The organism is Streptomyces sp. NBC_01003, assembly GCF_045162695.1.
In the GTDB taxonomy this organism is placed as follows: Bacteria; Actinomycetota; Actinomycetes; order Streptomycetales; family Streptomycetaceae; genus Streptomyces.
The window spans coordinates 2,429,872-2,453,434 of sequence record NZ_CP108707.1 but is presented as its reverse complement, the minus strand read 5'-3'; the positions used below and the strand labels follow the sequence as shown (position 1 = coordinate 2,453,434).

The 23,563-nt window shown below is 71.4% G+C and carries 17 protein-coding genes; 7 read left to right on the top strand and 10 right to left on the bottom strand.

Annotation, left to right across the window (positions count from 1 at the left end; translation table 11 throughout):
• Positions 1-46 precede the first annotated feature (46 nt).
• Positions 47-472: a hypothetical protein gene (locus OG698_RS11425; RefSeq protein ID WP_406102989.1), complete on the bottom strand. Its 426-nt coding sequence runs from the start codon at positions 470-472 to the stop codon at positions 47-49.
• A 129-nt stretch (positions 473-601) separates the two neighbouring features.
• Between OG698_RS11425 and OG698_RS11420 the strand changes: the two genes are divergently transcribed.
• A complete protein-coding gene (locus OG698_RS11420; protein ID WP_406102988.1) occupies positions 602-1,447 on the top strand; it encodes a helix-turn-helix domain-containing protein in 846 nt (281 codons plus the stop codon).
• On the opposite strand, the gene OG698_RS11415 is transcribed toward OG698_RS11420, so the two are convergent.
• The 4 genes from OG698_RS11415 to OG698_RS11400 are packed head-to-tail and all read right to left on the bottom strand — an operon-like array spanning position 1,388 to position 7,528.
• Complete coding sequence (locus OG698_RS11415; protein ID WP_406102987.1) at positions 1,388-3,565, bottom strand: acetate--CoA ligase family protein; 2,178 nt, start codon at positions 3,563-3,565, stop codon at positions 1,388-1,390. The two genes, OG698_RS11420 and OG698_RS11415, sit on opposite strands and share 60 nt — an antisense overlap.
• Positions 3,562-4,749: a Glu/Leu/Phe/Val dehydrogenase dimerization domain-containing protein gene (locus tag OG698_RS11410; protein ID WP_406102986.1), complete on the bottom strand. Its 1,188-nt coding sequence runs from the start codon at positions 4,747-4,749 to the stop codon at positions 3,562-3,564. Before OG698_RS11410 ends, OG698_RS11415 begins: the two co-directional genes overlap by 4 nt.
• On the bottom strand, positions 4,746-6,359 hold the full coding sequence (locus OG698_RS11405) for a 5-guanidino-2-oxopentanoate decarboxylase (RefSeq protein ID WP_406102985.1): 1,614 nt from the start codon (positions 6,357-6,359) through the stop codon (positions 4,746-4,748). The genes OG698_RS11410 and OG698_RS11405 overlap by 4 nt, the downstream gene beginning before the upstream one ends.
• Before the next feature lie 11 nt (positions 6,360-6,370).
• The gene (locus tag OG698_RS11400) at positions 6,371-7,528 is read right to left on the bottom strand and encodes an acyl-CoA dehydrogenase family protein (RefSeq protein ID WP_329568570.1); all 1,158 of its coding nucleotides are present in this window, start codon (positions 7,526-7,528) and stop codon (positions 6,371-6,373) included.
• 398 nt (positions 7,529-7,926) lie between these two features.
• Here OG698_RS11400 and OG698_RS11395 point away from each other — a divergent pair, with 398 nt between their 5' ends.
• Positions 7,927-9,144 carry an MBL fold metallo-hydrolase gene (locus tag OG698_RS11395; RefSeq protein WP_406102984.1) on the top strand — a complete coding sequence of 406 codons (1,218 nt, stop codon included), beginning with the start codon at positions 7,927-7,929 and terminating at the stop codon, positions 9,142-9,144.
• Positions 9,145-9,839: 695 nt separating this feature from the next.
• On the opposite strand, the gene OG698_RS11390 is transcribed toward OG698_RS11395, so the two are convergent.
• Positions 9,840-10,415 carry a CGNR zinc finger domain-containing protein gene (locus OG698_RS11390; protein ID WP_406102983.1) on the bottom strand — a complete coding sequence of 192 codons (576 nt, stop codon included), beginning with the start codon at positions 10,413-10,415 and terminating at the stop codon, positions 9,840-9,842.
• A gap of 103 nt (positions 10,416-10,518) precedes the next feature.
• Here OG698_RS11390 and OG698_RS11385 point away from each other — a divergent pair, with 103 nt between their 5' ends.
• The 5 genes from OG698_RS11385 (at position 10,519) to OG698_RS11365 (ending at position 16,067) form a co-directional block, all read left to right on the top strand.
• Positions 10,519-11,691: an epoxide hydrolase family protein gene (locus OG698_RS11385; RefSeq protein WP_406102982.1), complete on the top strand. Its 1,173-nt coding sequence runs from the start codon at positions 10,519-10,521 to the stop codon at positions 11,689-11,691.
• Between the two features lie 827 nt (positions 11,692-12,518).
• Positions 12,519-14,540: an ATP-binding protein gene (locus OG698_RS11380; protein ID WP_406102981.1), complete on the top strand. Its 2,022-nt coding sequence runs from the start codon at positions 12,519-12,521 to the stop codon at positions 14,538-14,540.
• Positions 14,541-14,684: 144 nt separating this feature from the next.
• A complete protein-coding gene (locus tag OG698_RS11375) occupies positions 14,685-15,119 on the top strand; it encodes a roadblock/LC7 domain-containing protein (RefSeq protein WP_100591713.1) in 435 nt (144 codons plus the stop codon).
• A 2-nt stretch (positions 15,120-15,121) separates the two neighbouring features.
• A complete protein-coding gene (locus OG698_RS11370) occupies positions 15,122-15,493 on the top strand; it encodes a DUF742 domain-containing protein (protein WP_406102980.1) in 372 nt (123 codons plus the stop codon).
• The gene (locus tag OG698_RS11365; RefSeq protein WP_100591715.1) at positions 15,471-16,067 is read left to right on the top strand and encodes an ATP/GTP-binding protein; all 597 of its coding nucleotides are present in this window, start codon (positions 15,471-15,473) and stop codon (positions 16,065-16,067) included. The genes OG698_RS11370 and OG698_RS11365 overlap by 23 nt, the downstream gene beginning before the upstream one ends.
• 5 nt (positions 16,068-16,072) lie before the next feature.
• Here OG698_RS11365 and OG698_RS11360 read toward each other — a convergent pair whose 3' ends face one another.
• From OG698_RS11360 to OG698_RS11345, 4 genes are all read right to left on the bottom strand, one after another.
• Entirely contained in the window at positions 16,073-17,989 is a 1,917-nt protein-coding gene (locus OG698_RS11360) for a DUF2264 domain-containing protein (protein WP_406102979.1), read from the bottom strand.
• A 95-nt stretch (positions 17,990-18,084) separates the two neighbouring features.
• Positions 18,085-20,520, bottom strand: coding sequence for a polysaccharide lyase 8 family protein (locus OG698_RS11355; RefSeq protein ID WP_406102978.1), 2,436 nt, complete (start codon positions 20,518-20,520; stop codon positions 18,085-18,087).
• A 91-nt stretch (positions 20,521-20,611) separates the two neighbouring features.
• The gene (locus OG698_RS11350) at positions 20,612-22,000 is read right to left on the bottom strand and encodes a M60 family metallopeptidase (RefSeq protein WP_406102977.1); all 1,389 of its coding nucleotides are present in this window, start codon (positions 21,998-22,000) and stop codon (positions 20,612-20,614) included.
• 391 nt (positions 22,001-22,391) lie between these two features.
• Positions 22,392-23,483, bottom strand: coding sequence for a LacI family DNA-binding transcriptional regulator (locus OG698_RS11345; RefSeq protein WP_406110969.1), 1,092 nt, complete (start codon positions 23,481-23,483; stop codon positions 22,392-22,394).
• Positions 23,484-23,563 lie beyond the last annotated feature (80 nt).

Sequence of the window (23,563 nt, the reverse complement as noted above, 5' to 3'; positions counted from 1 at the left end):
CACAGGAGGGCCTTCCCCCGTAGTCGGGGAAAGGCCCTCCTGCGTGTCAGACCCCCACGAACTGGTAGTCGCGCACGATGCGCCCGTCCTGCGCCACGACGACGAACTCCAGGCCCCCGCCCGTCACTTCGCCGCTCTGCGTGAGTACCGACTCCCAGCGGAACGTGACGACATCGTTCAACTGCTGTGCGTGCGCCGCCGTCGCCCTGAACGTGTACTCGCCGGACGCCACGAACTCCTCGTGGGCCCGCGCCACCCGCGCCTCCAGCTCGTCGTGACCGCGCGCCTCCAGCGCGGCCGTGGGAAAGCCGAGGCGTACGGCCGTCTCCTGCACCTCCTGCGGCGGCAGCAGGGCGTGCACGCCGTCCGGGGACCACAGGGCGTGCACTGCCTTGCGGCGCAGCTCGGGGTCCCGCTCGTTCCAGACGGCCGCGTACCGGCCGGCCAGCTCCTGTGCGTCGATGTGCGGCATGGACTCGCTCTCTTCCTGTCCTGTCCCTGATGGCTGTCGGTGATGTGTGAACTGTGCGCTGCGGGGTGTGGCGCGACAATTCCCCGCAGGGAATGGCCCGTTGGCCCGCCTTCGGGTAGACACGGTCCGGTGACGACGCAGGCGGGGACGGGGACAGAGGCCAGGCCATACGCAAGGGGGGCAGGAGACGCGCAGGGCGGGCTCGGTGACGCGCTGCGTGAGTGGCGCGTGCGGCGCCGCGTCAGCCAACTGGAACTGGCCACACGCGCGGGAACCACGCAGCGGCACGTCAGCTTCGTGGAGAGCGGCCGCTCGGTGCCGGGCCGCGCCATGGTCGTACGCCTGGCGGAAGCGCTGACGGTGCCGCTCAGGGAGCGCAACGCCCTTCTCCTTGCGGCGGGTTACGCGCCTGCGTACCAGGAGTCGCACTTCGAGGGCCCGCAGCTGTCCGCCGTCCGTACGGCACTGGAGCGCATCATGGAGGCGCACCTGCCGTATCCGGCGGTCATCATCGACCGGCGCGGGGATCTCGTCTCGCGCAACGAAGCCTTCGACGCGCTGACCGAAGGGGTCGATCCGGCGCTGCTCTCGGCGCCGGTGAACATCGCGCGCGTGCTGCTGCATCCGCGCGGCCTCGCGCCGCGGATCGTGAACCTGGACGAGTGGGCCTGGCACGTCATCGACGGACTGCACGACGAGTCCGTCCGGAATTCCAACCGAGCTCTTACGGAGCTGGTCGCCGAACTGGAGGGCATGGTGCCGGACCGGCCCCGACAGGCCGGTCCGGACTACCTCGGCTTCGCCGTCCCGCTGCGGCTGCGTACGGAGCGCGGCGAGCTGCGCCTCCTGAGCACGCTCACCCACTTCGGGACGGCGGTCGACGTCACGCTCGCCGAGCTGAAACTGGAGGCGTTCCTACCGCTCGATCAGGAGACCGCCGCCCTCCTCGCCGACGCCATGGACGGGCGTCGGTGAGGTGCCGGCCTGGTCGAGCACCCCGTGCGCGTCCAGTGCGATCGCACCGCCCGGGTGCACGAGCAGCGGATTGACCTCCAGTTCGGCCAGCTCGGGATGGTCGACGGCGGCCCGCGCGACCGCGCACACGGCGGCGGCAGCCGCGTTCAGATGCGCTCCGGGCGCGCCGCGCCAGCCCGTCAGCAACGGTGCGTGCCGCAGCCGCAGGAGCAGGGCACGCGCGCGTGCCGGCGTCAGGGGTGCGAGGGCCAGCGCCGTGTCGGCGAGCAGTTCGGCGGTGACCCCTCCGATGCCGACCATGACGACGGGCCCGAACGACGGGTCGCGCCGTACACCGACGATCAGTTCGTGTCCGTACGGTGGTGTGGCCATGGCCTCCACGGCGTAGCGGTCCGCGCCCGTCGCCGCCTTCATGCGGGCGAACGCGGCCCGCAAGGCGTCGGCGTCGGCGATCGACAGGGCGACCCCGCCCGCCTCGGTCTTGTGCGCGAGCCCCATCGCCTTGAGGACGAGCGGATACCCCGTCCGGTGCTCCGCCGCCTCCGCGGCTCCGTCCGCGTCAGTCACGAACTCGGCTGCGGGAAAGGCGAGTTGATAGGACGAGAGCAGCTCCCGCACGCTCTCGTAGCCGCCGTCCGTCAGCCTGTACGTCGCCGGGGCCGGCGGATCCTCGCGCGTGAGCGGAGGGCCCGTGAGGCGGGCCGCCGCGGCGACGGCGGTCGCGGCCTGCTCGATGCGCTCGTAGACGGGCACACCGCGCTGCCGCAGAACCGTCAGGGCGGGGGTGTCGCGGGCCATGGTGTGCACCACGAGGGCGCGCCCGGATGCGACGGCGGCGGTTGCGAGGGCGTGTGCGACGTCGCACTCGCGTTCCGCCTGGGCCGGGTTGGCGGTCGCGTAGTCGCCGAAGTACCCCGTGAGGACGACGGCGTCGGTGTCTCCCGAGTGCAGCAGAGTGCCCGCCACGCGCGCGTAGTTGGCGAGATCGGCCTCACCCGCGCCCGCCAGGTCGACCGGGTTGCCGCACCCGGCGCCGCCCGGCAGTTGCTCCGCCACCGCCGCGCGCGTGCCGTCCGCGAGGGCGGGCACGTCGAGGCCCTGAGCAGCGAACGCGTCGGCGGCGAGGGCGCCTTGGCCGCCGCTGTCCCCGACCACGGCGACGCTGCGCAGGTGAGGCGACGGGCTGGCCGTCGCGTGCCCCGCACTCCGGTGGCGTACGCCCTGTGCCAGCAAGTACACCGCCGTGTCCACCAGTTCGCCCGCCGTGTCGAGCAGCAGGGCGCCGGCGTCGCGGCACACCGCCTCCACGGTGGCGCGCGCGCTCACGAGGGCGCCGGTGTGGGACGCGGCGGCGCGCCCGGACGCGGCGCTGCGTCCCACGGTCAGGAGCAGGACGGGCTTCCCGGCGGCGTGCGCGGCCGCCAGGACCTGCGCGAGCCGCCGGCCGTCGCGGAAGTCCTCGATGTACGCGGCGAGCGCTCTCGTGGGCCCGTGCGCGATCAGCGACTCCAAGGCGTCCGCCGCGTCGATGTCCCGCTGGTTGCCCAGCGACACGAACCGGGAGAAGCCCTGCCCGGAGCGCGCGAGGAGTCGGCCGATCTCCAGGGCGAGATTCCCGCTCTGGGACACGAGGCCGAGGCCGCCCGAGGGGAACTCGCCCCAGCTGAGCCGCAGTTCGCTCGTCGTGTCCACCACGCCCATGCAGTTCGGGCCGAGCAGCCGCGCTCCCCGGGCCGTGACGAGCTCGGCGAGCGCCCGCTCCTCCTCGGCGGTGGCGCCGCCCGACGTGATCACGGTGAAACACCGCGCGCCCGCCGCGAGACCGTCCGTGACCACCGGCCGCACATGGCGGGGCGGCACGGCGACGACGACGTGCTCGGGCGGTACGGGCAGCGACGCGAGATCCGGCAGGAACGGTTCACCGTCCAGGGCACCCCCTCGGTGGTTGACGAGGTGGACGGCCCGGCGGTCGCGGCCCGACAGGGCCCCCGACGCCAGCCAGTAGCCCCACTTCTCCGGGTTGTCGGACGCCCCGACGACGGCGACCGACCGAGGGTCGAAGAGCGCGTCGAGGCCCACGCGCGCGTGCACACCGGCGTCCGGCGGGGGTGGCGTCACCTGTACCACCCGAACCGCTCCGCGATCACCGGAAGACGGTCCGCGACGATCGCGTGCGCGGCGGCGCGCGGCGTCGTCCCCTCTGCCTCGGCCCGCGCCAGCATCTGGTCGATCAAGGCGCGCATGGAGCGCCGCGTGTACGCGAACGCCTCGTCCGCGTTGGCCTCGATGTCCCCGAACAGGGTCCACCACCACCAGGCGTTCGTACCGGAGTTGACGACCACGTCGGGCAGGACGGTGATGCCGCGCCGCGCGAGCAGCTCCTCCGCCTCGGGCAGCACGGGCATGTTGGCGGCCTCGACGATCCAGCGCGCCGTGATCAGTTCCTGGTTCGCCGCGTCCACCGCGTACGACACGGCGGCGGGCACGAGGACCTCGGCGTCGGCCGACAGCCAGGCGTCGCCCGGCAGTTCACGGTCGCCCTCGCGCAGCGCGGAGCGGTCCACCGTCCCGTAGGCGTCACGGGCGGCGAGGAGCGCGTCCACGTCCAGGCCTTCGGGGTTGGCGACGGTGCCTTTCACGTCCGCGACGGCCACGACCCGCAGACCGGCGCGCGCCAGGAACCGGGCGGTCGCCCCGCCCATGGTGCCCAGACCCTGCACGGACACCCGGGTGCCCCCGTACGGGACGCCCGCGCGGTCCAGGGCCGCGAGCACGGACTCGGCGACCCCGCAGCCGCCGACGAGCTCGTCGAGGCCGATGCCGTCGACGTCCACCGCGAAGGCGTCGGCGAGGCGCCGGCGCGCGGCAGCCTCGTCGTCGAGCAGCGGGTAGACCGCCTGGACGGACGAAACGAGTCCGGCCTCCTCGGCCGCCCTGTCGACGAGGTCCTGGGTGAGCCCCAGGTCCTCGCCGGTCGTCCAGAAGGACTCGATGTAGGGCCGCATGGCGCGCAGATAGCGCACGAGGACGCCGTACGCCTCCGGGTCCTGAGGGTCGCAGTCGATGCCGCCCTTGGCGCCGCCCAGCGGGATGTAGCGGCCCTGAGGGTTGTAGTGCAGGGCCTCCTTCATCGTCATCCCGCGCGCGAGGCCCGCGACCTCGTCGAGGGTGCAGCCCTGACGCATCCGGAGCCCGCCGCTGGACACGCCGCGCACCAGCCGGTCGACGACGAGGTAGCCGTGCCTGCCGGTGATGTGGTCGGTCCAGGTGAGCGACATCAGGGGGGTGGCGGGCGCGGTCATGCGGTCTCCTCGGGGACGGTGATCAGGGTGGGGCCGGGGGTGGCCAGGGCGCGGGTCAGGAGCGCGGCGAGTTCGCCGGGGGAGTGCGCGGGGGCGCCACTGCCGCCGAAGGCCCGCGCGAGGCCGGCGAGGTCCACGTGTGCGTGGTCGACTGCGGCCGGTGTGTCGCCGCGCGCGGCCATCTCGTCGCGGATCTCGCCGTAGCCGCCGTTGTCGAACACAACGACGGGCAGCGGCAGTTGGAGCTGCGCGGCAGTGGCCAGCTCCTGTACTGAGAACTGGAGCCCGCCGTCCCCGCTGATCGCGATCACCTGCCGGTCGGGGCAGGCGGTCTTCGCGCCGATCGCGGCGGGCAGTGCGTAGCCGAGCGTGCCGAACCCGGTGGGGTGCAGATAGCGTCCCTCGGGGCCGACGGCGAGGTGCGGGAGCGCGCCGTAGTAGCAGCACTGGGCGCTGTCGGAGGTCACCACGGCATCGGCTGCGAGGACGCTCCTGATCGCTTCGAGATACGGCACCCAACGAGCGTCACGCGCGCGTGTCTCGTCGTCGCGGGCGGCGCGCACGGCGGCTGTGGTCTGCGTGGCCGCGTCCGTGGACGCGGGGCCCGGCACCTTGGCGAGCCGCTCCTTCAGGGCCTGCATCGTGGCCTGCGCGTCGCCCACCAGGGCGATGTCCGCGGGGACGCCCGCGTACATCTGCGCCGGATCGACGTCCACGCGGATCAGCCGGCCGCCGAGCGCAGGCGGCGCGGACCACAGGTCCGACTCGGCGAGCTCTGTCCCGACGGCGAGCACGACGTCGCAGTCGCCCAGCCACTTCTGTACCGAGGGGCTGTGCAGGGACACACCGAGGGCGAGGGGATGCCGTTCGTCGACGATGCCCTTGCCGTTCGCGGTGGTCGCCACCGGAGCGCCCAACTGCTCTGCCAGTGCCCGGCATTGCTCGGCCGCACCGCGTGCGCCACCGCCCAGGACCAGGCCGGGGCGCACCGCGCCGGCGAGGAGGGCGGCCGCCGCATCGAGCGACGGGCCGTCCGCCGTGCGGGGCGCCAGCAGGGGAGCGCGCCGTACCGGTCCGGCGGGCTCCGTCGCCTCGAGCAGGTCGAGCGGCACCTCGATGTGTACGGGCCGCGGCCTCTGTGTACGGAACAGGCTGAACGCGCGCGCCACCGCTGCCCCGATCTCCTCCACGGAGGACACCCGATGGCTGAACGCCGCCACGTTCCGCAGCGCCTCCGTCTGGCTGCGCATCTCGTGCAGCAGACCCGTCGACTGGCGCGGATGGCGCAGCGGCATGCCCGGCGACACCACGAGGAGCGGCACGCTGTCCGAGTACGCCTGCCCGACTGCGGCCGCGATGTTCAGGAGAGCGGGCCCCGTCGTCGTGATCGCCACTCCGGGATCGCCCGTCACGCGCGCGTAGGCGTCGGCCGCGTACCCGGCACCCTGCTCGTGACGCGGGGCGACATGCGTGATGCCGTACGCCACCAAGTGCCGGTAGATCTCCAGGTTGTGGGTCCCCGGAATGCCGAACGCGGTGGAGACCCCATGGGCGGCGAGTGCCCTGACGAGGGCCTCGCCGCCGGTCGACGTCCGCATCTCGTCAGTCACCGTCTCCTCGGTCACAGCGACCTCGATATGACCAGACGCATGATGTCGGAGGTGCCTTCCTCGATCTCCTCCAACTTGGCGTCCCGCATCCACTGCTCGACCGGGAACTCCCGCGAGTAGCCCCACCCGCCGAGCGTCTGCACGGCCGCCCAGGTGCAGTACGCCGCCGTCTCCGACGCGGTCAGCTTGGCCATGGCCGCCTCGGCGGTCGCGTCGAGTCCGGCGTCCAGGCGCCGCGCGGCACGCCACGTCATCAGACGGGACTGCTCGATCCGCGTCCGCATGTCCGCGAGGCGGAAGGCCACGGCCTGGTGCTCGATGATCGGCTTGCCGAACTGCACGCGCGTGCGTGCGTAGTCACGCGCGTACTCGTAAGCGGCCCGCGCCACACCCGTGGCGGCCGCGCCGAGGACGGCGCGCGAGATGTCGAACGTCCGCATGAGGCCGGCGAAGCCCTGCCCCTCGTCGCCGAGTCGGTCGGCGTCGGGCACGAACACGTCGGAGAAGAACACCTCGCGGCACACGATCGCGCGCTGGCCCATCTTGCGCATCGGCTCACCGAACGTGAGCCCCTCGGCGCCCTTGCGCAGCAGGAACGCCGTGACACCGCGCGAGCGCTGCGCCGGGTCGGTCTTGGCGAACACGACGTACTGCTCGGCCTCGCCCGCGTTCGAGATCCAGGCCTTCTGGCCGTTCAGGAGGTAGCCGCCCGCCGTGCGCGTCGCGGTCGTCACGATCGACGCGGCGTCGGACCCGGAGCCCGGCTCGGTCGTCGCCAGCGAGGTCATCGGGGTGTCGGCACCGGCCAGCGGCGTCAGCCACGCGCGCTTCTGCTCCTCGGTACCGAGCTCCATGACGGGGTCGGCGAAGAAGCCGTTCGAGCAGAGGAGGTTGCCGATCCCCAGGTCGCCCACGCACAGCTCTTCCTGGACGAGGACCTGCGTGAACACGTCGGTGAATCCGCCGCCCCCGTACTCCTCGGGCAGCATGAACCCGGTGATGCCGACCTTCGCGGCCGCGCGCCACAGATCCCAGGGCGTCTCCACGTCCGCCTCGTCCACGGCGCGCCCGCGCGGCCGGATCTCCTCACGCGCGAACGTCCTCGTGAGGTCCACGATGTCCCGCTGCTCCGGGGTGAGGGGGACCAGCTCGATGGGGAGCTCTGACACGGTGCCTCCAGAAACTGACGGATACCGACGAGGGGATCACCGACCGGCGGGGATCGCTGCCCCGATTACTGAATCGCCAGTCAGTATCCGAGGCCGCGAAGACCGGTGTCAACGCAACGGCTACTGAATGATGGATCAGTTTTCCCATGCGACTTTCTGACGTGACTCTCCGGCGCGGCTGCGGCTGCGGCGAGGCACCCGGCGCCCGGCTCGCGGGGTGGCTTGAGCGGGATGCGGGTGAGTTACCTGCCGTAACGCCGAGTGACGTGGGTGCGGCGGATCCAGGGCGTGCCTTGGAATTCCCTGTGTGTCCGGGTCCCGGATCGGGCACTGTCGGCGGGGCCGCCCATAATGGAATCCCCGATCGGGAATCCCCGATCGACCCACCGGGAGGCGCTGTGTCACGTTCCCTGAGCTCCGGGCTCCGCCCGCTGCGGCCTGCCGCTTTCGGCGCGGACCCGGCGGGAGAGCGACTCGAGCGGATCCGGAGGTCGCCGAACTTCGCGGACGGCAGCTTCCAGAACCCGGTGGGCGCACGCACCAGGCCCGCCGGTTCCATGATCGAGTTCGCGAAGGTCTTCTTCGCCAAGCAGGGGCGCGTCCGCCGGGCGCCCACGGGCACCGTCCCCGTGCACTCCACGACCCTCGCCGACCTCGCGAAGCCCCCGGCGAGCGGCCTGCGGCTCACCTGGATGGGACACTCCAGCGTCCTCGCCGAGATCGACGGCAGCCGCGTGCTCTTCGACCCCGTCTGGGGTGAGCGCTGCTCGCCGTTCGACTTCGCGGGCCCCAAGCGACTGCACCCCGTACCGCTGCCGCTCGCCGCGCTCGGCCCGGTGGACGTCGTGGTGATCTCCCATGACCACTACGACCACCTCGACCTGCCCACGATCCGGGCGCTGGCCGACACGGACACGGTGTTCGCGGTGCCGCTCGGCGTCGGCGCGCATCTGGAGCACTGGGGTGTCCCCGCGGACCGCCTCCGCGAGCTCGACTGGAACGAACAGACGAAGGTGGCGGGGCTGACCCTGACGGCCACGCCCGCGCGCCACTTCTGCGGCCGCGGCCTGCGCAACGAGCAGCACACCCTGTGGGCGTCCTGGGTCGTCGCCGGACCCGAGCACCGCGTCTACCACAGCGGTGACACCGGCTATTTCCCCGGCTTCAAGGACATCGGCGCGGAGCACGGGCCGTTCGACGCAACGATGATCCAGATCGGCGCGTACAGCGACTTCTGGCCTGACATCCACATGCGCCCCGAGGAGGGCATGCGGGCCCACCTCGACCTCCAGGGCGGCCCCGGCGGCGGGCCGATGCTCCCGATCCACTGGGGCACGTTCAATCTGGCGCCCCACCCGTGGGCGGAGCCCGGCGAGGGCACGTTCGCGGCGGGGCAGCAGGCCGGTGCCAAGATCGCGCTCCCGTGCCCTGGCGAGCCCTTCGAACCCACCGCCGAGACACTCCCCTCCCAGCCGTGGTGGCGTGGCGTCGCCACACAGCCGGCGGAAGGATGGCCCGAGACGGAGCCGGCGGACCGGCCGGGCACCGGCGCGACACCGAGTGGCACGGGTGCCGGGGCAGGCTCCGGCGAGCAGGAGGCTGTGCCGGCGGTCTGAGGTGTGACCTTCGGTGCTGGTGCGCCGGGCGGGTCGTCCGGCGGGTGGAACTCGGCAGGAGCGGGTCGCGCCGCTCGGGTTCCGCAGACCGTCGTACTTTCGGTGGCGTTCACCGGTTGAGTGGAACCACCTTGTTGTGGGCGAGCCACGGGCCTTCTGCCTCCATCCCCTCGGCGGCGGCGGCGTCGTCGCAGCGCCGCAGCAGGTCCCATGGAGCCCGTGATGCTGCCGCTCGTGCCGTAGTTGACCTGGACATCGATCGCGGGTAGTCGCTCCACCGCCCGGCGTTCTTGAACCACTGCACCGCGGTGAACACGCTTGCGGTACGCGGGAAGACGCTGGCCACGCCTGCCTTCAGAGTCGCCCACGAGATCCAAGTTGCGCACCAGGGCTGGTAGTTGGACAGTGCAGTGCGTTCACCAACTTGCCGAAGGTGCGTGGGCTCAGCCCGGCGGACGGGGCTATGGCGGGTAGGCGTGGAGGTCTTCCAGGACGGAAGTTCTTCCTGCACTGCCTATCCGAAACACCCCCGACTGCGAAGAGCCGATGAACGTCGCCGATCAGGGAACGTAGACGTACTGATTGAGGACGTTGATCGAAGGCGACGGACGGCTCTTAGTGGTGCCGTTGGGGTGCACCCCACGCGACAGATGTGTCGCAGGCGTGGGGCCCACTTGGATGTACCGAGGTAACGATCACTCCGCTGATCTGGGGTTTTTGCGCTGGTTGGCATTGAAGCGCGCCTTCTTCTGACGATTCCCGCACGTGTTCATGTCACACCATTTGCGGGTGCGGCTTTGGCTGGTGTCGAAGAATGCGGCTTGGCAGGTTGGCGATGCGCACAAGGCCAATTTTCCGTCTCGTTCGCCTGCGATGATGCTGATCGCGTCGGCGGCGATCACGCTGAGGGCATCTTCCACGCAGGAGGCAGAGCCAAGTAGCCATCGCCGCTCGCCCTCGGGCGTCAGGACGGCCGCGGCCCGACCCTGAGTACTGCGGTCATTGATGACTTGGACAGCAGACGCAGGGAGAGCGTCCTGGATCGCGGCCGCTGTCGCGGCGGCGTGAATCGACTCCCTCAGTTCCCGAGCGAGGTCGAGCTGGGCAGTGGTGCAGGACGCCACGGCGAGGCCGTTCACTGCCAGCCAGTCGATGAGTCGGTGCGGCGTGGGAATGCGCTCCACAGCGTTGCCATGACGCTCCGACAGAGTCCCCGTGAAGCTGGTCGCCAGCACGCTACCGAGGCGGAAGTCAGGGAACCCAGAACGCATGGAACCACCTTAGCTGGTTGCGCGCTGGCATGTAGGCGCGGTAGAACCGCCTTAGCCGGTTCGCAACCGTACGCAGCCGGTTCCGCGATGGCCAGGAGGTCTCATGCCCCGTCCAACCAGCGACGTGCAAGCATTTGAAGCCCAGGCGACTGACGCTGACCTCGACGATCTGCGCGCGCGACTGGCCGCGGCGCGGCTGCCGGAGGCTGAGACGGTCTGTCGCGCCGCGCCCGACCCTCGCCGATGGGAACAGGGCGTTCCTCTCGCCGACCTCGTGGACGTCGTGAACTACTGGCGCACCGGGTACAACTGGCGGTCGTTCGAAGCGCGCCTTGACCGGATCGGCCAGTTCCGTACGACCGTTGATGGTCTGGGGATCCACTTCCTGCACCGCCGATCCGCGCGCGCAGATGCCACTCCGCTGATCTTGACGCACGGCTGGCCAGGCAGCGTTGCTGAGTTCATCGATGTAGTAGACGAGCTGGCAGATCCGAAAGATGCGGACGCGCCGGCGTTCCACGTCGTGGTCCCGTCGCTACCGGGCTTTGGTTACAGCGACAAGCCGGCCACCACCGGGTGGGGAACCGAGAAGATCGCGGCCGCATGGGTGGAACTGATGGGAAGGCTCGGCTACGGCAAGTTCGCAGCCTACGGCGGCGACTGGGGAGGTGTGATCACCACAATCCTCGCCGGCAGGTTCCCGGACCACGTGCTCGGCATCCACTCAACGTTGGCGCAGGCACCGCCCGGGTTGACAACGGACGGGCTGACGGCGGTCGAGCGCAAGTGGACCGAGGAGACCCGCGATTTCTGGCGCCACCGCGCGGCGTACGCGAAGCAGCAGGCGACCCGACCGCAGACCATCGGCTACTCGCTCGTCGACTCACCGGTCGGGCTTCTCGCCTGGATCCTTGACAAGTTCGCCGAGTGGACAGATACCGAAGACAGCCCGTTCGAGACGATTTCCATGGACAGGCTTCTTGACAACGTCACCCTGTATTGGCTGACGCGAACCGGCGCATCGGCGGCCCGCATTTACTACGAAAGCCACGACTCGCTGGACCCCGAACTTCGGGTCGACGTCCCGTCAGCGATCAGCATGTATCCCCGCGACATCGAGAAGTGTCCGCGTCCCTGGGCACAGGAGCGGTACCGACAGATCGTCCGATGGGGGTCGCCCGAAACCGGGGGACATTTCCCGTCGCTGGAGGTTCCCGAGTATTTCGTCAAGGATCTGCAAGAGGGCCTCGGGGCAGTGCTGGCCGCTCATCGGTGAACGCGGCTGGGTGCCGGCACTCGATCACCGCCTGATCCGGCTCAAGGCGTTGCCCGACGGCTTCCAGGCCGAGTTTATGAAGACGACCATGATCAACGGGTCAACGAACGCGCGTCACGCAGGATGCGCAAGGAGCGCGCCCAGATCAGAGATACAAGCAGCGCGCCCAGATCAGAGATGGGGGAACGGGGCCAGGGGAGTGGGAAAGGCCGTGGCCTCGGCCGGCGCCACCGCCACCATGAACCCATCGAGGCGCCCGGCGGCTCGATCATTCTCAAGTCCACTGCGGTGAACTCGGGCCAGGAGCCGCCTGATGCCGGCTCGGAAGCCGTCGCCTTTCCGAACCTGATCGTTTCGTTTCCGCTGGTCCGGGGTGAAGTTCGCCGCATCGAGAAAGGGTTGGGCCGTCGGGCTCGCTAGAGCCGCTCTGCGTGAAGGCCAAGGTTCTCAGGAACTGGGAGCCTCATGTCATCTGCGACATCATTCAGACCGCTGGATACGCCGACTCCATCTTCGAGGAGGAGGCCGCCAACCTGTACGGCACTCGCCCCCGATGCAACGTCTCTTCGGGCTATGGAACACCCGTACCCATGACCGGTCGGGTGTCCGGAACTGTTATCGGTCTGTCGTACGAAGCCTCATACCAGAGCGGGACCTGGGCCGCCGGACTTTGGCAACTGCCCACCGCATGTGTGCCGTCCCCGACTACCGTGTGTGCTCGCTGAGCGACGCAGCGGCGGCATTCCCACCCGCTCCCGGCCGGGAGCGCGATGCCGCCTGCCCGCCTCGCGCCGACCCGCAGGAGCCCCCACGTACGAGGACGCCGAATGTCTCACCTTCGCTCGCCGGCCCCCCGCGCAGACCGCCGAGAGGGCGGTCGGCACGGCAGGCCGGGCGGCCGGTCCGTCCCCCCGCAACCCGAGACCCACATACGGCCCCAGCTTCTGCGCCTTGCCGTACTGCCCCCGCTCGCCGTCGCCCTGAGCGCCAGCGCGGCCGTTCTCTTCACCATCCGCTCCACGGGCGCCCGCCCAGGGCTCGCCCTCTGGGCCGTCCTCGCCGGAGCGTGCCTGGTCACCCTGGCCGGCATCGTGATCGCCGCCGTGGCCGCCGACCGGGCGGCCAGGACCGTACGCGAACGGGTCGGTGTCCTGCGCCGTGCGAGTGCGCGCGGGCAGGGTGAACTGCGCGGTCTCGTGGAGCAGTTGCGTAAGGGCGAGGGGCCGCCGCCCCGCAGGCAGGCCCCCGCGGCCGCCCCGGACGCCGACGAGTTCGACCTGCTGGCCGCGGACATGACGCGCGCCCAGGACGTGGCCGTCACCGCCGTCGTCCAGGCGTCCCAGCTCTCCAGCCACGCGGGCAGCGAACAGAAGGTCGAGGTCTTCGTCAATCTGGCCCGGCGTCTGCAGTCCCTCGTGCACCGCGAGATCTCGATCCTCGACGAACTGGAGAACGACGTCGAGGACCCCGACCTGCTCAAGGGCCTGTTCCACGTCGACCACCTCGCCACCCGGATCCGCAGGCACGCCGAGAACCTGGCCGTGCTCGGCGGCGCCGTGTCCCGGCGCCAGTGGAGCCGCCCGGTCTCCATGACCGAGGTCATGCGGTCGGCCATAGCGGAGGTCGAGCAGTACTCACGGGTCAAGCTGGTCCCGCCGGTCGACGGAACCCTGCGCGGGCACGCCGTCGCCGACTGCATCCACCTGCTCGCCGAACTCGTCGAGAACGCCACCGTGTTCTCGGCCCCCCACACCCAAGTCCTGCTCCGCGCCAACACCGTCACGTCCGGTCTCGCCATCGAGGTCGAGGACCGCGGCCTCGGAATGCCCGTCACCGAGCAGAACAAGATGAACACGCTGCTCGCCGACCCGGACCAGGTCAACGTCGCGAGCCTGCTCCAGGACGGGCGCATCGGCCTCTTCGTCGTCTCGCAGCTCGCCCGCAGACACGGCATCACAGTCCGGCTCCAGAGCAATATCTACGGTGGTGTGCAGGCGGTCCTCGTCGTGCCGCAGAGCCTGCTCGGCGGCGACGAGAACGAGCCCGCGCCGAGGCCACGGAGCGCCGCGGACGCGACGGACGACAGCGCGCAGACCATGCACCAGCGGCACCAGGCGCATGAACGGCGACTCTCGCAACACCAGAGCCAGCAGGAACGCCAACACCAGCTCGAACAGCAGCCTCAGCCGCAGTCCCACCGCCGGCCACCGCAGCCACAGCCACAGAACCAGCTCCACCGTCCCCCTCAGCCCGACCCCCGGCCGTTCGACCGCCAGCCGTACGAGGCACCGCATCAACCCCTTCCGCCCCGCGAGACCCCGCACGCCGGCGTGGCTGTCGTCCCGCGACAGCCCCAGGGCGGCGCCTCCGACGGCGGGCATCCGGGAGCGAACGGTGTCGCGCCGCCCCTCCCGCTGCGTACCGCCAGGGACGAGCGACGCACACCGGCCGACGCGCTGCCCGGTATCCGGGCGGAGGACCGGCAGGCCGCCGGGGAGCACTTGCCCGTCCCGCCGACCCCGGTCAACGGCGCGGTGCGCGGCACCATGGGGCGGCCCCAACTCCCCAAACGGCGCGTCCAGGAGCACCTCGCGCCGCAACTGAGGGGCGGCCCGGCGCAGCGGCAGGAGAGCCCCGAGAACGAGGCACCCGTACTGCACGACCCGGGTCTGATGGCGGCCTTCCAGCGCGGCATCGGGCTCGCGGAGGCGGCCGAGGCACGGGACCTGACTCTCGGGGTGCGCGACCTGCCTCAGGCCGGTCCCGAGCCGGCCGGCGGGCCCGCCACCGGTTCGGTCGCCGCCTACGAACCGGACGCACGGCACGACGGGAGCGACACCGCCGGATGACGTTCGCCCGCCGCCTGAGCACCGGCCGCCTGAGCACCTGCCCCCTGAGCGCCGGCCCGCTGTGCACCCGCCACATGCCGCCACCAGTCCCGCACTTCCCACAGTCAACGCACCCCCAGCAGTCCACCAAGGAGTCGATCCCCCATGGCGAGCGATGTGCCGACGGGTCATGTGTCCGATCTCGACTGGCTGATGAGCGGCCTCGTCCAGCGTGTGCCGCACACCCGCAGCGCCGTCCTCCTCTCGTCCGACGGGCTGGTCAAGTCCGTCCACGGCCTCGACGCCGACAGCGCCGACCACATGGCGGCCCTGGCGTCGGGGCTCTACTCCCTCGGCCGTAGCGCCGGCGTCCGTTTCGGGGACGGGGGTGAGGTCCGGCAGGTCGTCGTCGAGCTGGACTCCACCCTGCTGTTCGTCTCCACCGCGGGCTCCGGCACGTGCCTCGCGGTGCTCGCCGGGCGTGAGGCCGACGCGGCGGTACTCGGCTACGAGATGGCCATGCTGGTCAAGAGCGTGCGCCCGTACCTGATGACCGCGCCCCGCCAGCACGCGGCCGAACCCACGGCGATGAGGAACTGAGCATGACGGCCCCGCAGGACGGGCCGTGGCTCGACGACGCGGCCGGCCGCCTCGTCCGCCCGTACACGGTGAGCAACGGGCGGACGCGGCCGACCACTTCGCTGGATCTCCTGTCGCTGGTGATGGCGACCGGGGGCACCCCTCTCGGCTACCTGGGGCCCGAACACGGTGAGGCGCTCAAACTGTGTGCCCACCCCACATCGGTCGCGGAGATCGCGGCCCATCTGAAACTCCCCGCCGCCGTCACGAAGGTCCTGCTGTCCGACCTCGTCGACTGCGGGGCGATCACCACCAAGCCCCCCACGTTCCACGACAACCCCACTGACCGGTCCCTACTGGAGGCAGTGCTCGATGGACTACGACGACAGCTCTGACGCCTTCCCCACCGCGCTGAAGATCCTGGTCGCGGGTGGCTTCGGTGTCGGCAAGACGACCTTCGTCGGCGCGGTCAGCGAGATCGCCCCGCTGAGCACGGAGGAGCTGCTCACCACGGTCAGCGCCGAGACCGACGACCTCGAAGGCATCGAGAACAAGGTCGAGACGACGGTCGCGATGGACTTCGGGCGGATCACCCTGGACCCGGAACACGTGCTGTATCTGTTCGGCACGCCGGGGCAGGAGCGCTTCTGGTTCATGTGGGACGAGCTCTCCGAGGGGGCGCTCGGCGCGGTGATCCTCGCGGACACCCGCCGTCTCGAGGACTGCTTCGCGGCCGTCGACTTCTTCGAGGAGCGCGGCATGGGGTTCATCGTGGCCGTCAACGAGTTCGACGGCGCCTACCGTTACGACCCCGACGAGGTGCGGGCTGCCATCGACCTCGACCCGCAGGTGCCCGTCGTGCGGTGCGACGCGCGGATCTCCAGCTCGGGCATCCAGACCCTCCTCACCCTCGTCAGGCACCTCCTCGCCCACGCCCCCGCCCAGACGACGTACGGGGCCCACACATGACGGCGTCAGACGGTGACCGTCCCGCCGTCGGGGAACGTGATCCGCACCTGCCCGTCGTCCCCGGGGTCCGCCGCGCATGAGATGGACTCGCGCAGGGCCTGCGGATGCACGACATCGCGCGTCAGGACCGCGAGCGTGACGTGCACGCTGGATCCTCCGGGGTGGCCGGTCGAGCGGAGGTACGGCGTCGCCGAGTGCGGGCCGTAGGCGTTGGCCTCGACCTCCCGTGCGATACCTGACTCCTCGTCCCAGCCGTGCAGCGCCACCACCGCGCTGGTCACCCCGGACTCCGTGCGCGTCAGCGCCCAGCCCGGGCCCCGCTCGGCGTGGACGCTGGTCTCGTCGGCGACCGCGTAGCCGCCCTCGCGGACCGTCACGCCCGCGGGAGCCTGCACCCGGTGCACGCGGATCTCCCACGGACCGTGCAGCACGGTCGTCGACTCGATGGGGAACTCCTCGTCGAATCCCGGCAGTTCGGCGTCATGACGGGACGAGGCGACGCGCCCCTCGCAGGCGATCGGGTAGATGCGGCGCCGGCGCGACGGCGTACCGTCCGGTGCGAGGAGCGCCACGTGGTTGTCGACGGTCCGTTTCCAGGCGTGCGGCGCCGACTCGGGCGCCGTCGCCGTGGAGTAGGCGAGCTTCGCGTAGTGCGGATCGTCAGTGGCGGGACCTTCGAGCGGGTTGTGGTCGCTGCCGTGGTTGATCAGCCGCACGATCCCGTCGTGGGGCGTGCCGTGCAGCAGCCAGCCGGGCGCGGGCAGCGCGGTGTACTGGATGGCCCGCTCGGACTTCTCGACGGGCAGCTGCGCCTCGCGCTCGGTCCACACCGGATGGTCGGCGGGCAGCAGCAGTCCGAGGAACCCCTTGCTCGCCCAGTACGGTGAGGCCGGGCCCGAGTACGCCTGCGTCGTCGGCAGGAACGTCCCGTACCAGCCGAGCGGCAGCAGACCCCGCTCGTCGGGGACGCCGCGCTCCACGAAGTGCCGCGCCGTGCCCGACGCGAGGCGCCGCGTGAGCCCGGGCTCCAGCGGGGTGCAGTCCGCGAGCGCGCCCATCCACACCGGCGCGGTGGCGGCGAAACGGTACGTCAGTGAGCGGCCCTGGTGCACGGGTGCGCCGTCACCGCCGAAGAAGTGCGGGTAGGCGGTGAGGAACTGCGACAGGCGCTCCCGGTAGACCTTCGCGCGGCCGCCGTTGCCGTCCGGGCCCGCCATCCGCGCCCACAGCAGCGGGTACAGATGCATGGCCCAGCCGATGTAGTAGTCGAAGTTGCGGCCGTCCCCGTCGGTGTACCAGCCGTCGCCGACATACCAGTCCTCGATACGGTCCAGGCCGCCGTCGATGTCGTCCTGGCTGTACGGGGCCCCGACCGAGGCCAGGAACTGCTCCGAAACCACCTGGAACAGGCGCCAGTTGTTGTCCCAGGTGCGGCCGCCGACGAAGCCGGAGAACCAGTCCACGATCCGCTCCTGGACCTGGGAGCCGAGCTTGTCCCAGATCCAGGGGCGGGTCTCGTGCAGCCCGATCGCGATGGACGCGGCCTCCACCATCTGCTGGGAGCAGTCGGTGAGTTCGGGCCACGCCTCGCCGTCGAGGCCTGTGCCGCGCCCGCGGTCCGTGCCAGTTGTCAGACCCTCCGCGTAGCGTTCTACGAGTCGGGGATCCACGTCCCCGCCCGCGCCCGCTATGCGGAAGGAGGCCAGCAGGAATGACCGCGCGAACCCCTCGAGCCCGTCCGACACGACCCCCGACCAACTGGCCCGCCCCGGCAGCCGGTACTGCGCGAACCCAGGCGTCGCGTACGGGACGAGCGCCTCCAACTGCCGGTCGGCGAGCGCCTCCCAGTGGGCCCGCGTCCAGCCCGTGAGCGGGGACAGGACACGGTCGGTGGGCGGCAGCGAGAGGTGCGGTGCGGGCATGGGGGCGTGTCGCTCCTTGATCGAAAGTGGCGGGCCGGGGTGACCCTATGCGCGCCTGGGACGCACGTCGACGGTCGGAACCGTCGGACAGGTACTCATGTCAGCTCGGCGGTGTGGCTGTGTCCGCGTGAACCCGCGACGTCGACCGTGAGAACGGGGCGGCGGCCCGGTGTGAGCGTGATCGTGTCGTCGGCACGCGTCACCTTGCGTACGGGGAAGGGGAGTTCGACCGTGAGCGTCGACCCGGTGCGTCCGGGGTCGGCCACGGCGACCGCGATGGCGTCGCCGTGCCGCCGCACCAGGACGGTGCCGGGACCGGACGACGTGAGTCCGGCGGCGCTGCCGGGACCCCAGAAGTGCGCGGCGAGGAGTCCGAGACGGCGCGCCTCGACGGCCTGGACCGTGGCGTCGTTCGCCACGATGCGCACGGGCCGCGAGTGCGCCCAGATCCCGGTCGCCACGGCGCTCGCACCCGGCAGGAGCACATAGGCGTACGAGGAGTCGGTGGGGGAGGAACCGTGGTCGAACCAGAGGGTGACGTAGCGACGGGTGACCGGGTCGGTGCCGCCGCCGGTGTCCGCACCGGAGTTGAGGGCGCCCCAGGTGCCGGTGCGTACCTCGCGCAGCGCCCGCAAAGAGACGCCACCGGGCGCGCGTCCCGGATGGTCGGGAAAGACGTAGCCGCCCGTGCCCTCCAGATGCGCCCAGCCGGCGCCGGACAGCGAGGCGGACCAGCCCTGCTTGCCGGGCTGCTGCCGCCCGTCCACGAGGAGGCGCTGCGCCCCGTCCGTGCGCAGATTGCGGTTCTCGACGACGGTCTCGATCGTGCGGCCGTCGCTCGCGGTGATGCCCGCGCCGAGCGCGACGACCGCGTTGTCCAGGCAGAACCACGCCTTCCGCGCCTGCAAGGTGCTGCCGTCGGCGATGAGCTCCATCGCGGCCGCGCCATAGCGGTCCTGGAGGACGGCGCCGCCCGCCACGGCGTTCTTCGGGCGGTGCGTTCCCGTGCCGGCGCCTGTTCCGAGGTCCGCACGCGCGCGCGTGTCCACCGTCGTGCCCGGCAGCCGGTACGGGTCGACGGTCGGCCAGAACCCGTCGCCGAACTGGCCGAGGTCGTCACCGTCGTACAGATACGCCATGCCGTCGCCGGTGTACCAGCCGTGCAGGTTCTCGCCGTTGCCCGCCTCGTACGCCGCGATGCGCTTCGAGGAGAGCGACAGGGCGAGCGCCCAGCCGGGCCGCCGGTGCACCACGCGGTCCATGTCGGCGAACGAGAAGTGACCGGTGAGACGCTCCGCCGCCGGTATCGCCTTGTCGTCGAGGACGGTCTTCGCGCGCGCCAGAGCGGGGATGCCGACGAGGCCCGCGTACGGATTGGCCTTGTTGCGGCTGATCCACCCCTTGGCGAGCGCGCGCCAGCGCTCGGCGTACGGGGCCGGGGCGCCCGCGGCGAGCTGGAGGATGTAAGTGAGCGTCACGGCACCGTCGTTGTAGTCGCGGGCCCGCTCGCGCGAGATCGCCCGCCCCCGCAGCGCGTCCATCATCAGCCCGTCGAACATGACGGGCGAGAAGGACCGCTCCACCGCCTCGTACAGCACCGACACCTTCGGGTCGTTCACGGCCCAGTCCGACCCGGCGAGCAGCGCGATCAGCTGCCCCGCGCTGCCGAGCAGCACACTGCCGTACGTGCCCGTGTAGGCGACGCTGTCGTGCTGGACGAACGACCCGTCCTCGTAGAAGCCGTCGCCCGAGGTGACGTACGTGAACAGGCTGCGGCGTCCGTTGTCCCGCACGTCCGACAGGCCGTCGCGGGCCAGCGTGACCGTGGCCGCGTCCCGGGCGAGCAGCCCGCGCAGGGCCACGATGACGGCCTTGTCGGCGCGGTTCGCGCCGGTCTCGGAGAGGGAGGGGGAGTTGGTGCGGCGGTCGGGGTTCGGGCAGAACTTCGCGACGGTCGCGACGTATGCGGCCAGGTCCGCGGCCGGCAGCTTCGACCGCAGGAGTACGCAGGTGTCCATCAGGGCCCGGGGTGCGCCGATCTCCCAGAACCACCAGTTGCCGGACTCGCCGCGGGCCGGGTTGTAGCCGGTGGTGCCCAGGAAGCTCAGCGCCGCGACGAGTGTGTCGGCGACCTCCGCGCTGCCGGTCAGCGAGGTGCCGGGGGTGGCCCAGGCGGTGGCCAGGGTGCGCAGGCGGGGATAGCTCTGCCCGAACATTCCGGGGTCCGACGCGGGGGAGAGGTCGGCCCACAGCGCTTTCCTGCCCGCATTCCGGTCGAGGTCCTTCCACCAGGCGGACGCCTGCGTGTCGAGGGCCTTGACTGCGGCGGCGAAGTCCGGATCGGCGGTGTCGAACGCGCCGCCGGTGAGCTGCTCCTCTGCGCGCGCCAGCAGTACGTCGAAGGCGTCGGCGGCAGGGGCGTCCGCCGCTTCTGCGGCGTCCGCTGCCGACGCGACGCCGGCTGTCAGGGGGAGCGCCGCCGCGGCGGTCGCGCCCGCCAGGGTCAGGGTCTGTCTGCGAGTGAGGTCCATGCTCGGTGGGTCCCCTCCGGGTCGGTCAGGTCAGTCAGGTCAGCAGGTCACTCAAGCCAGCAGGTCACTCAGGTCAGTCCGGTCACTCAAGTCAGTCGGTCAGCGTGGCCGGTTCGACGGTCGGTTTCGGCAGCTGGAGCGCGGCGATCTCGGCCAGTCCGGTGGCGTCGATGGGGAAGGCCCAGTCGCGGACGAAGAAGTCCGTGAGGTCGCGGCCGGAGACACGGCTGGCGTAGGTCGACAGGGCGCGGTACCGCTTGGCGGTCTCGGTGTAGTCCGACTGCGGGTTCTCCTCCCGCACAAGCCGGTGCAACCGCGGCCAGAAGTCGTCACCGAAGGCCAGCTCCAGCTGCCGCAGCGGCACGAGCTTCTCGTAGGCGCCGAAGGACTTCTCGTACGTCAGCCCGTCCGTGCCGAACTTCGCGCGCGCGGACTGGAAGGGGTTGAGTCCGGTCTTCGGGTCGACGGTCAGCAGATTGGACGGCTGGCCAAGGGCCCGCTGCACCGCGAGCGAGTAGATGTTGACCGTGACCTCGGTCAGACCCGTCGGCTTGTACGCCATCTGCTGATGCAGGTGGCCGAGTTCGTGGTAGAGGCCCCAGCCCCGGGTGCGCAGCCCGTCGACGGTGGTGGCGCGGTCGAGATAGGCGCGCGGGAAGCCGTTGTAGCCGTGCGTGGCGTAGGCGCCGACTCCGGACGGGACCACCGACACCTCGGTGAAGTGGTAGCTGCCCGCCTTCGGCCGGTGTACCGGCTTCGACCCGTCGAGCCCGCTGATCTGCGACTCGGCCTCGATGATCTGCTCGACGAGCTGGAGCAGTGCCGCGTGGTCCTGGTCGCGGTACAGGAGCGCGCCGTCGCGCGTCAGCGTCATGATGGTGCGCGGCGCGTGCAGCTCGACCACCGGCACGTCGGTGAGGGTGTCCAACTGCCGCTGGTAGTCGGCCTCGGAGGTGCGGCCGAGCGTGAAGACGGGCATCGCGGCGGCGCCCGACCTGAACTTCACGGCGGCGCGCTCGCCGTTGCCTTCGAGGGAGAAGTAGACGGGACCGCCGTGCGGGTCGGTGACCGTGTTGGCGCCGGACTTCAGCGCATAGCTGCGGGGCTCCGTCACCGTGCCGTAGTAGTCCCACTGCCCGATCCAGAGCGTGGGCACGAGGCCGTCGTGGGGCAGCACGTCGAAGTGCAGTGCGGTCCCGGCGGGGACGTACTGCCCGGTCGGCTGGAACTCGGTGGCGCGCAGGGCCTGTCCGAGGCGGAGGCGCTCCGTCTCGGCGGAGGGGCGTGCGATGAGCGGGACGGTGAGGCCGACACCGCGCACGGCGTGGGCACTTGCGGTGCCGGTGCCGAGGAGCGTGGCGGCTCCCGCGCCGGCCAGGGTGGCGAGCACCCCACGACGGGAGAAGCCCGAGGTGGCGGGGGTGTCGGCGGGGACAACGGCGTCGGCCGAGGCGGCGGAGGGCATACGGGCAGGGCGCATCCAGAGACTCCCATGGGGATCAACAGCATCGGAGTGATGTGCGGGCTGCGCGCCAGCATGTAAGCGTTTGCTATGCCGCCGCAAGAGGGTCCGGCAAGTTTCTGTCTGTTACTACGACCTGAGGGGGAAACCGGTGAACAGCGCCCGGTCGGAGAGTCGTTGAACGCTGCCGAGCGGACCGGCAAGCGGAACGCCGAGCGGACCGGCAAGCGGAACGCCGAGCGGACCGCCGAGCGGGACTCCAAGGGGAGCGCCGGGGGGCTTCACGGGGAGCGCCGAGCGGGACTCCAAGGGGACCACCACGCGGACTGCCAAGGGCACCGCCACGCGGGACTCCAAGACGAGCGCCAAGCGGAGCCCCGAGGCAGAACGCCGGCCGGAGCCCGGCGGCTCACCCCCGGCGCCGCCGCACTTCACGCGGCGCGACGGAATCGCGTACCACCAGATGCGTACCGAGGCGCAGCGTGCCCGTCGTCGGGGCCCGCCAGTCGTCCTCGTCGCCGCCCGCGAGGGCGACGCGGACGGCCTGGCGGCCCATCTCCTCGAGCGGGATGTGCACGGTGGTGAGGCGCGGCCGTAGCTCCTGCGCCACGGGCACGTCGTCGTAGCCGACCAGGGAGACGTCCTGCGGCACCCGCATCCCGGCCTCCTCCAGGGCCTGGGCCGCGCCCGCCGCCACGATGTCGTTGGCCGCGAAGACGGCGGTGAACTCCGGCCCGTCGCGCAGCAGTTCAGTCATCCGGCGGTGGCCGAACTGGCGGCTGAACGCCCCGGGCTGCACAAGCGCCGGATCGCGCGGCAGCCCGCGCTGCTCCAGGGCGCGACGGTGGCCGGCGATCCGTTCCTTGGTGGTGGAGAGCCCCGGCGGCCCGCCCAGGTACAGGATCCGCTCGTGGCCCTCGGTCAGGAGGTGGTCGGTGATCGCGAAGGCGCCGCCCTCGTTGTCGTACTCGACCCCGACCGTGGGCGCGTCCTTGCCGAGGGAGGGGCGGCCGCACAGCACGAGCTTCGAGCCGCCGGCGTCCAGTTCGCGGGCGCGGCGTGCGAGTTCCGTGCGGTAGCCCCGGTCGGCGACGCTGCCGCCGACGAGGATCACCGCGTCGGCGCGGCGTTCGTGCATCAGCTCGATGAAGGCCAGCTCGCGCTGCGGGTCGCCCTGGGTGCTGCAGACCAGGCAGAGCCGGCCGCCCGCCGTGGCCTCGCGTTCCACGCCGCGCGCGATGTAGGCGTAGAAGGGGTCGACCACGTCGCTGATGATGATGCCGACCGTGCGTCCGGAGACACCGGCCAGGGCGCGGGCATGGGCGTTGACCACATAGCCCAGCTCCCGCATGGCCTCCTCGACGCGCTCGCGGGTGGCGGCCGCGACCGGATAGTTGCGGTTCATCACTCGGGACACGGTCGCGGTCGACACGCCCGCGAGACGCGCCACGTCCACGACGGTCGCGCGCCGTCCGTTCGCCGTCGAGCCCTGCCTGGGCATCCGAACCTCCCCCTGGTCGTCGCGGTCGTCGCGGTCGTCCTGACCGTCCTGGTCACCACGGGTCTGCGCGGCGGATCCCG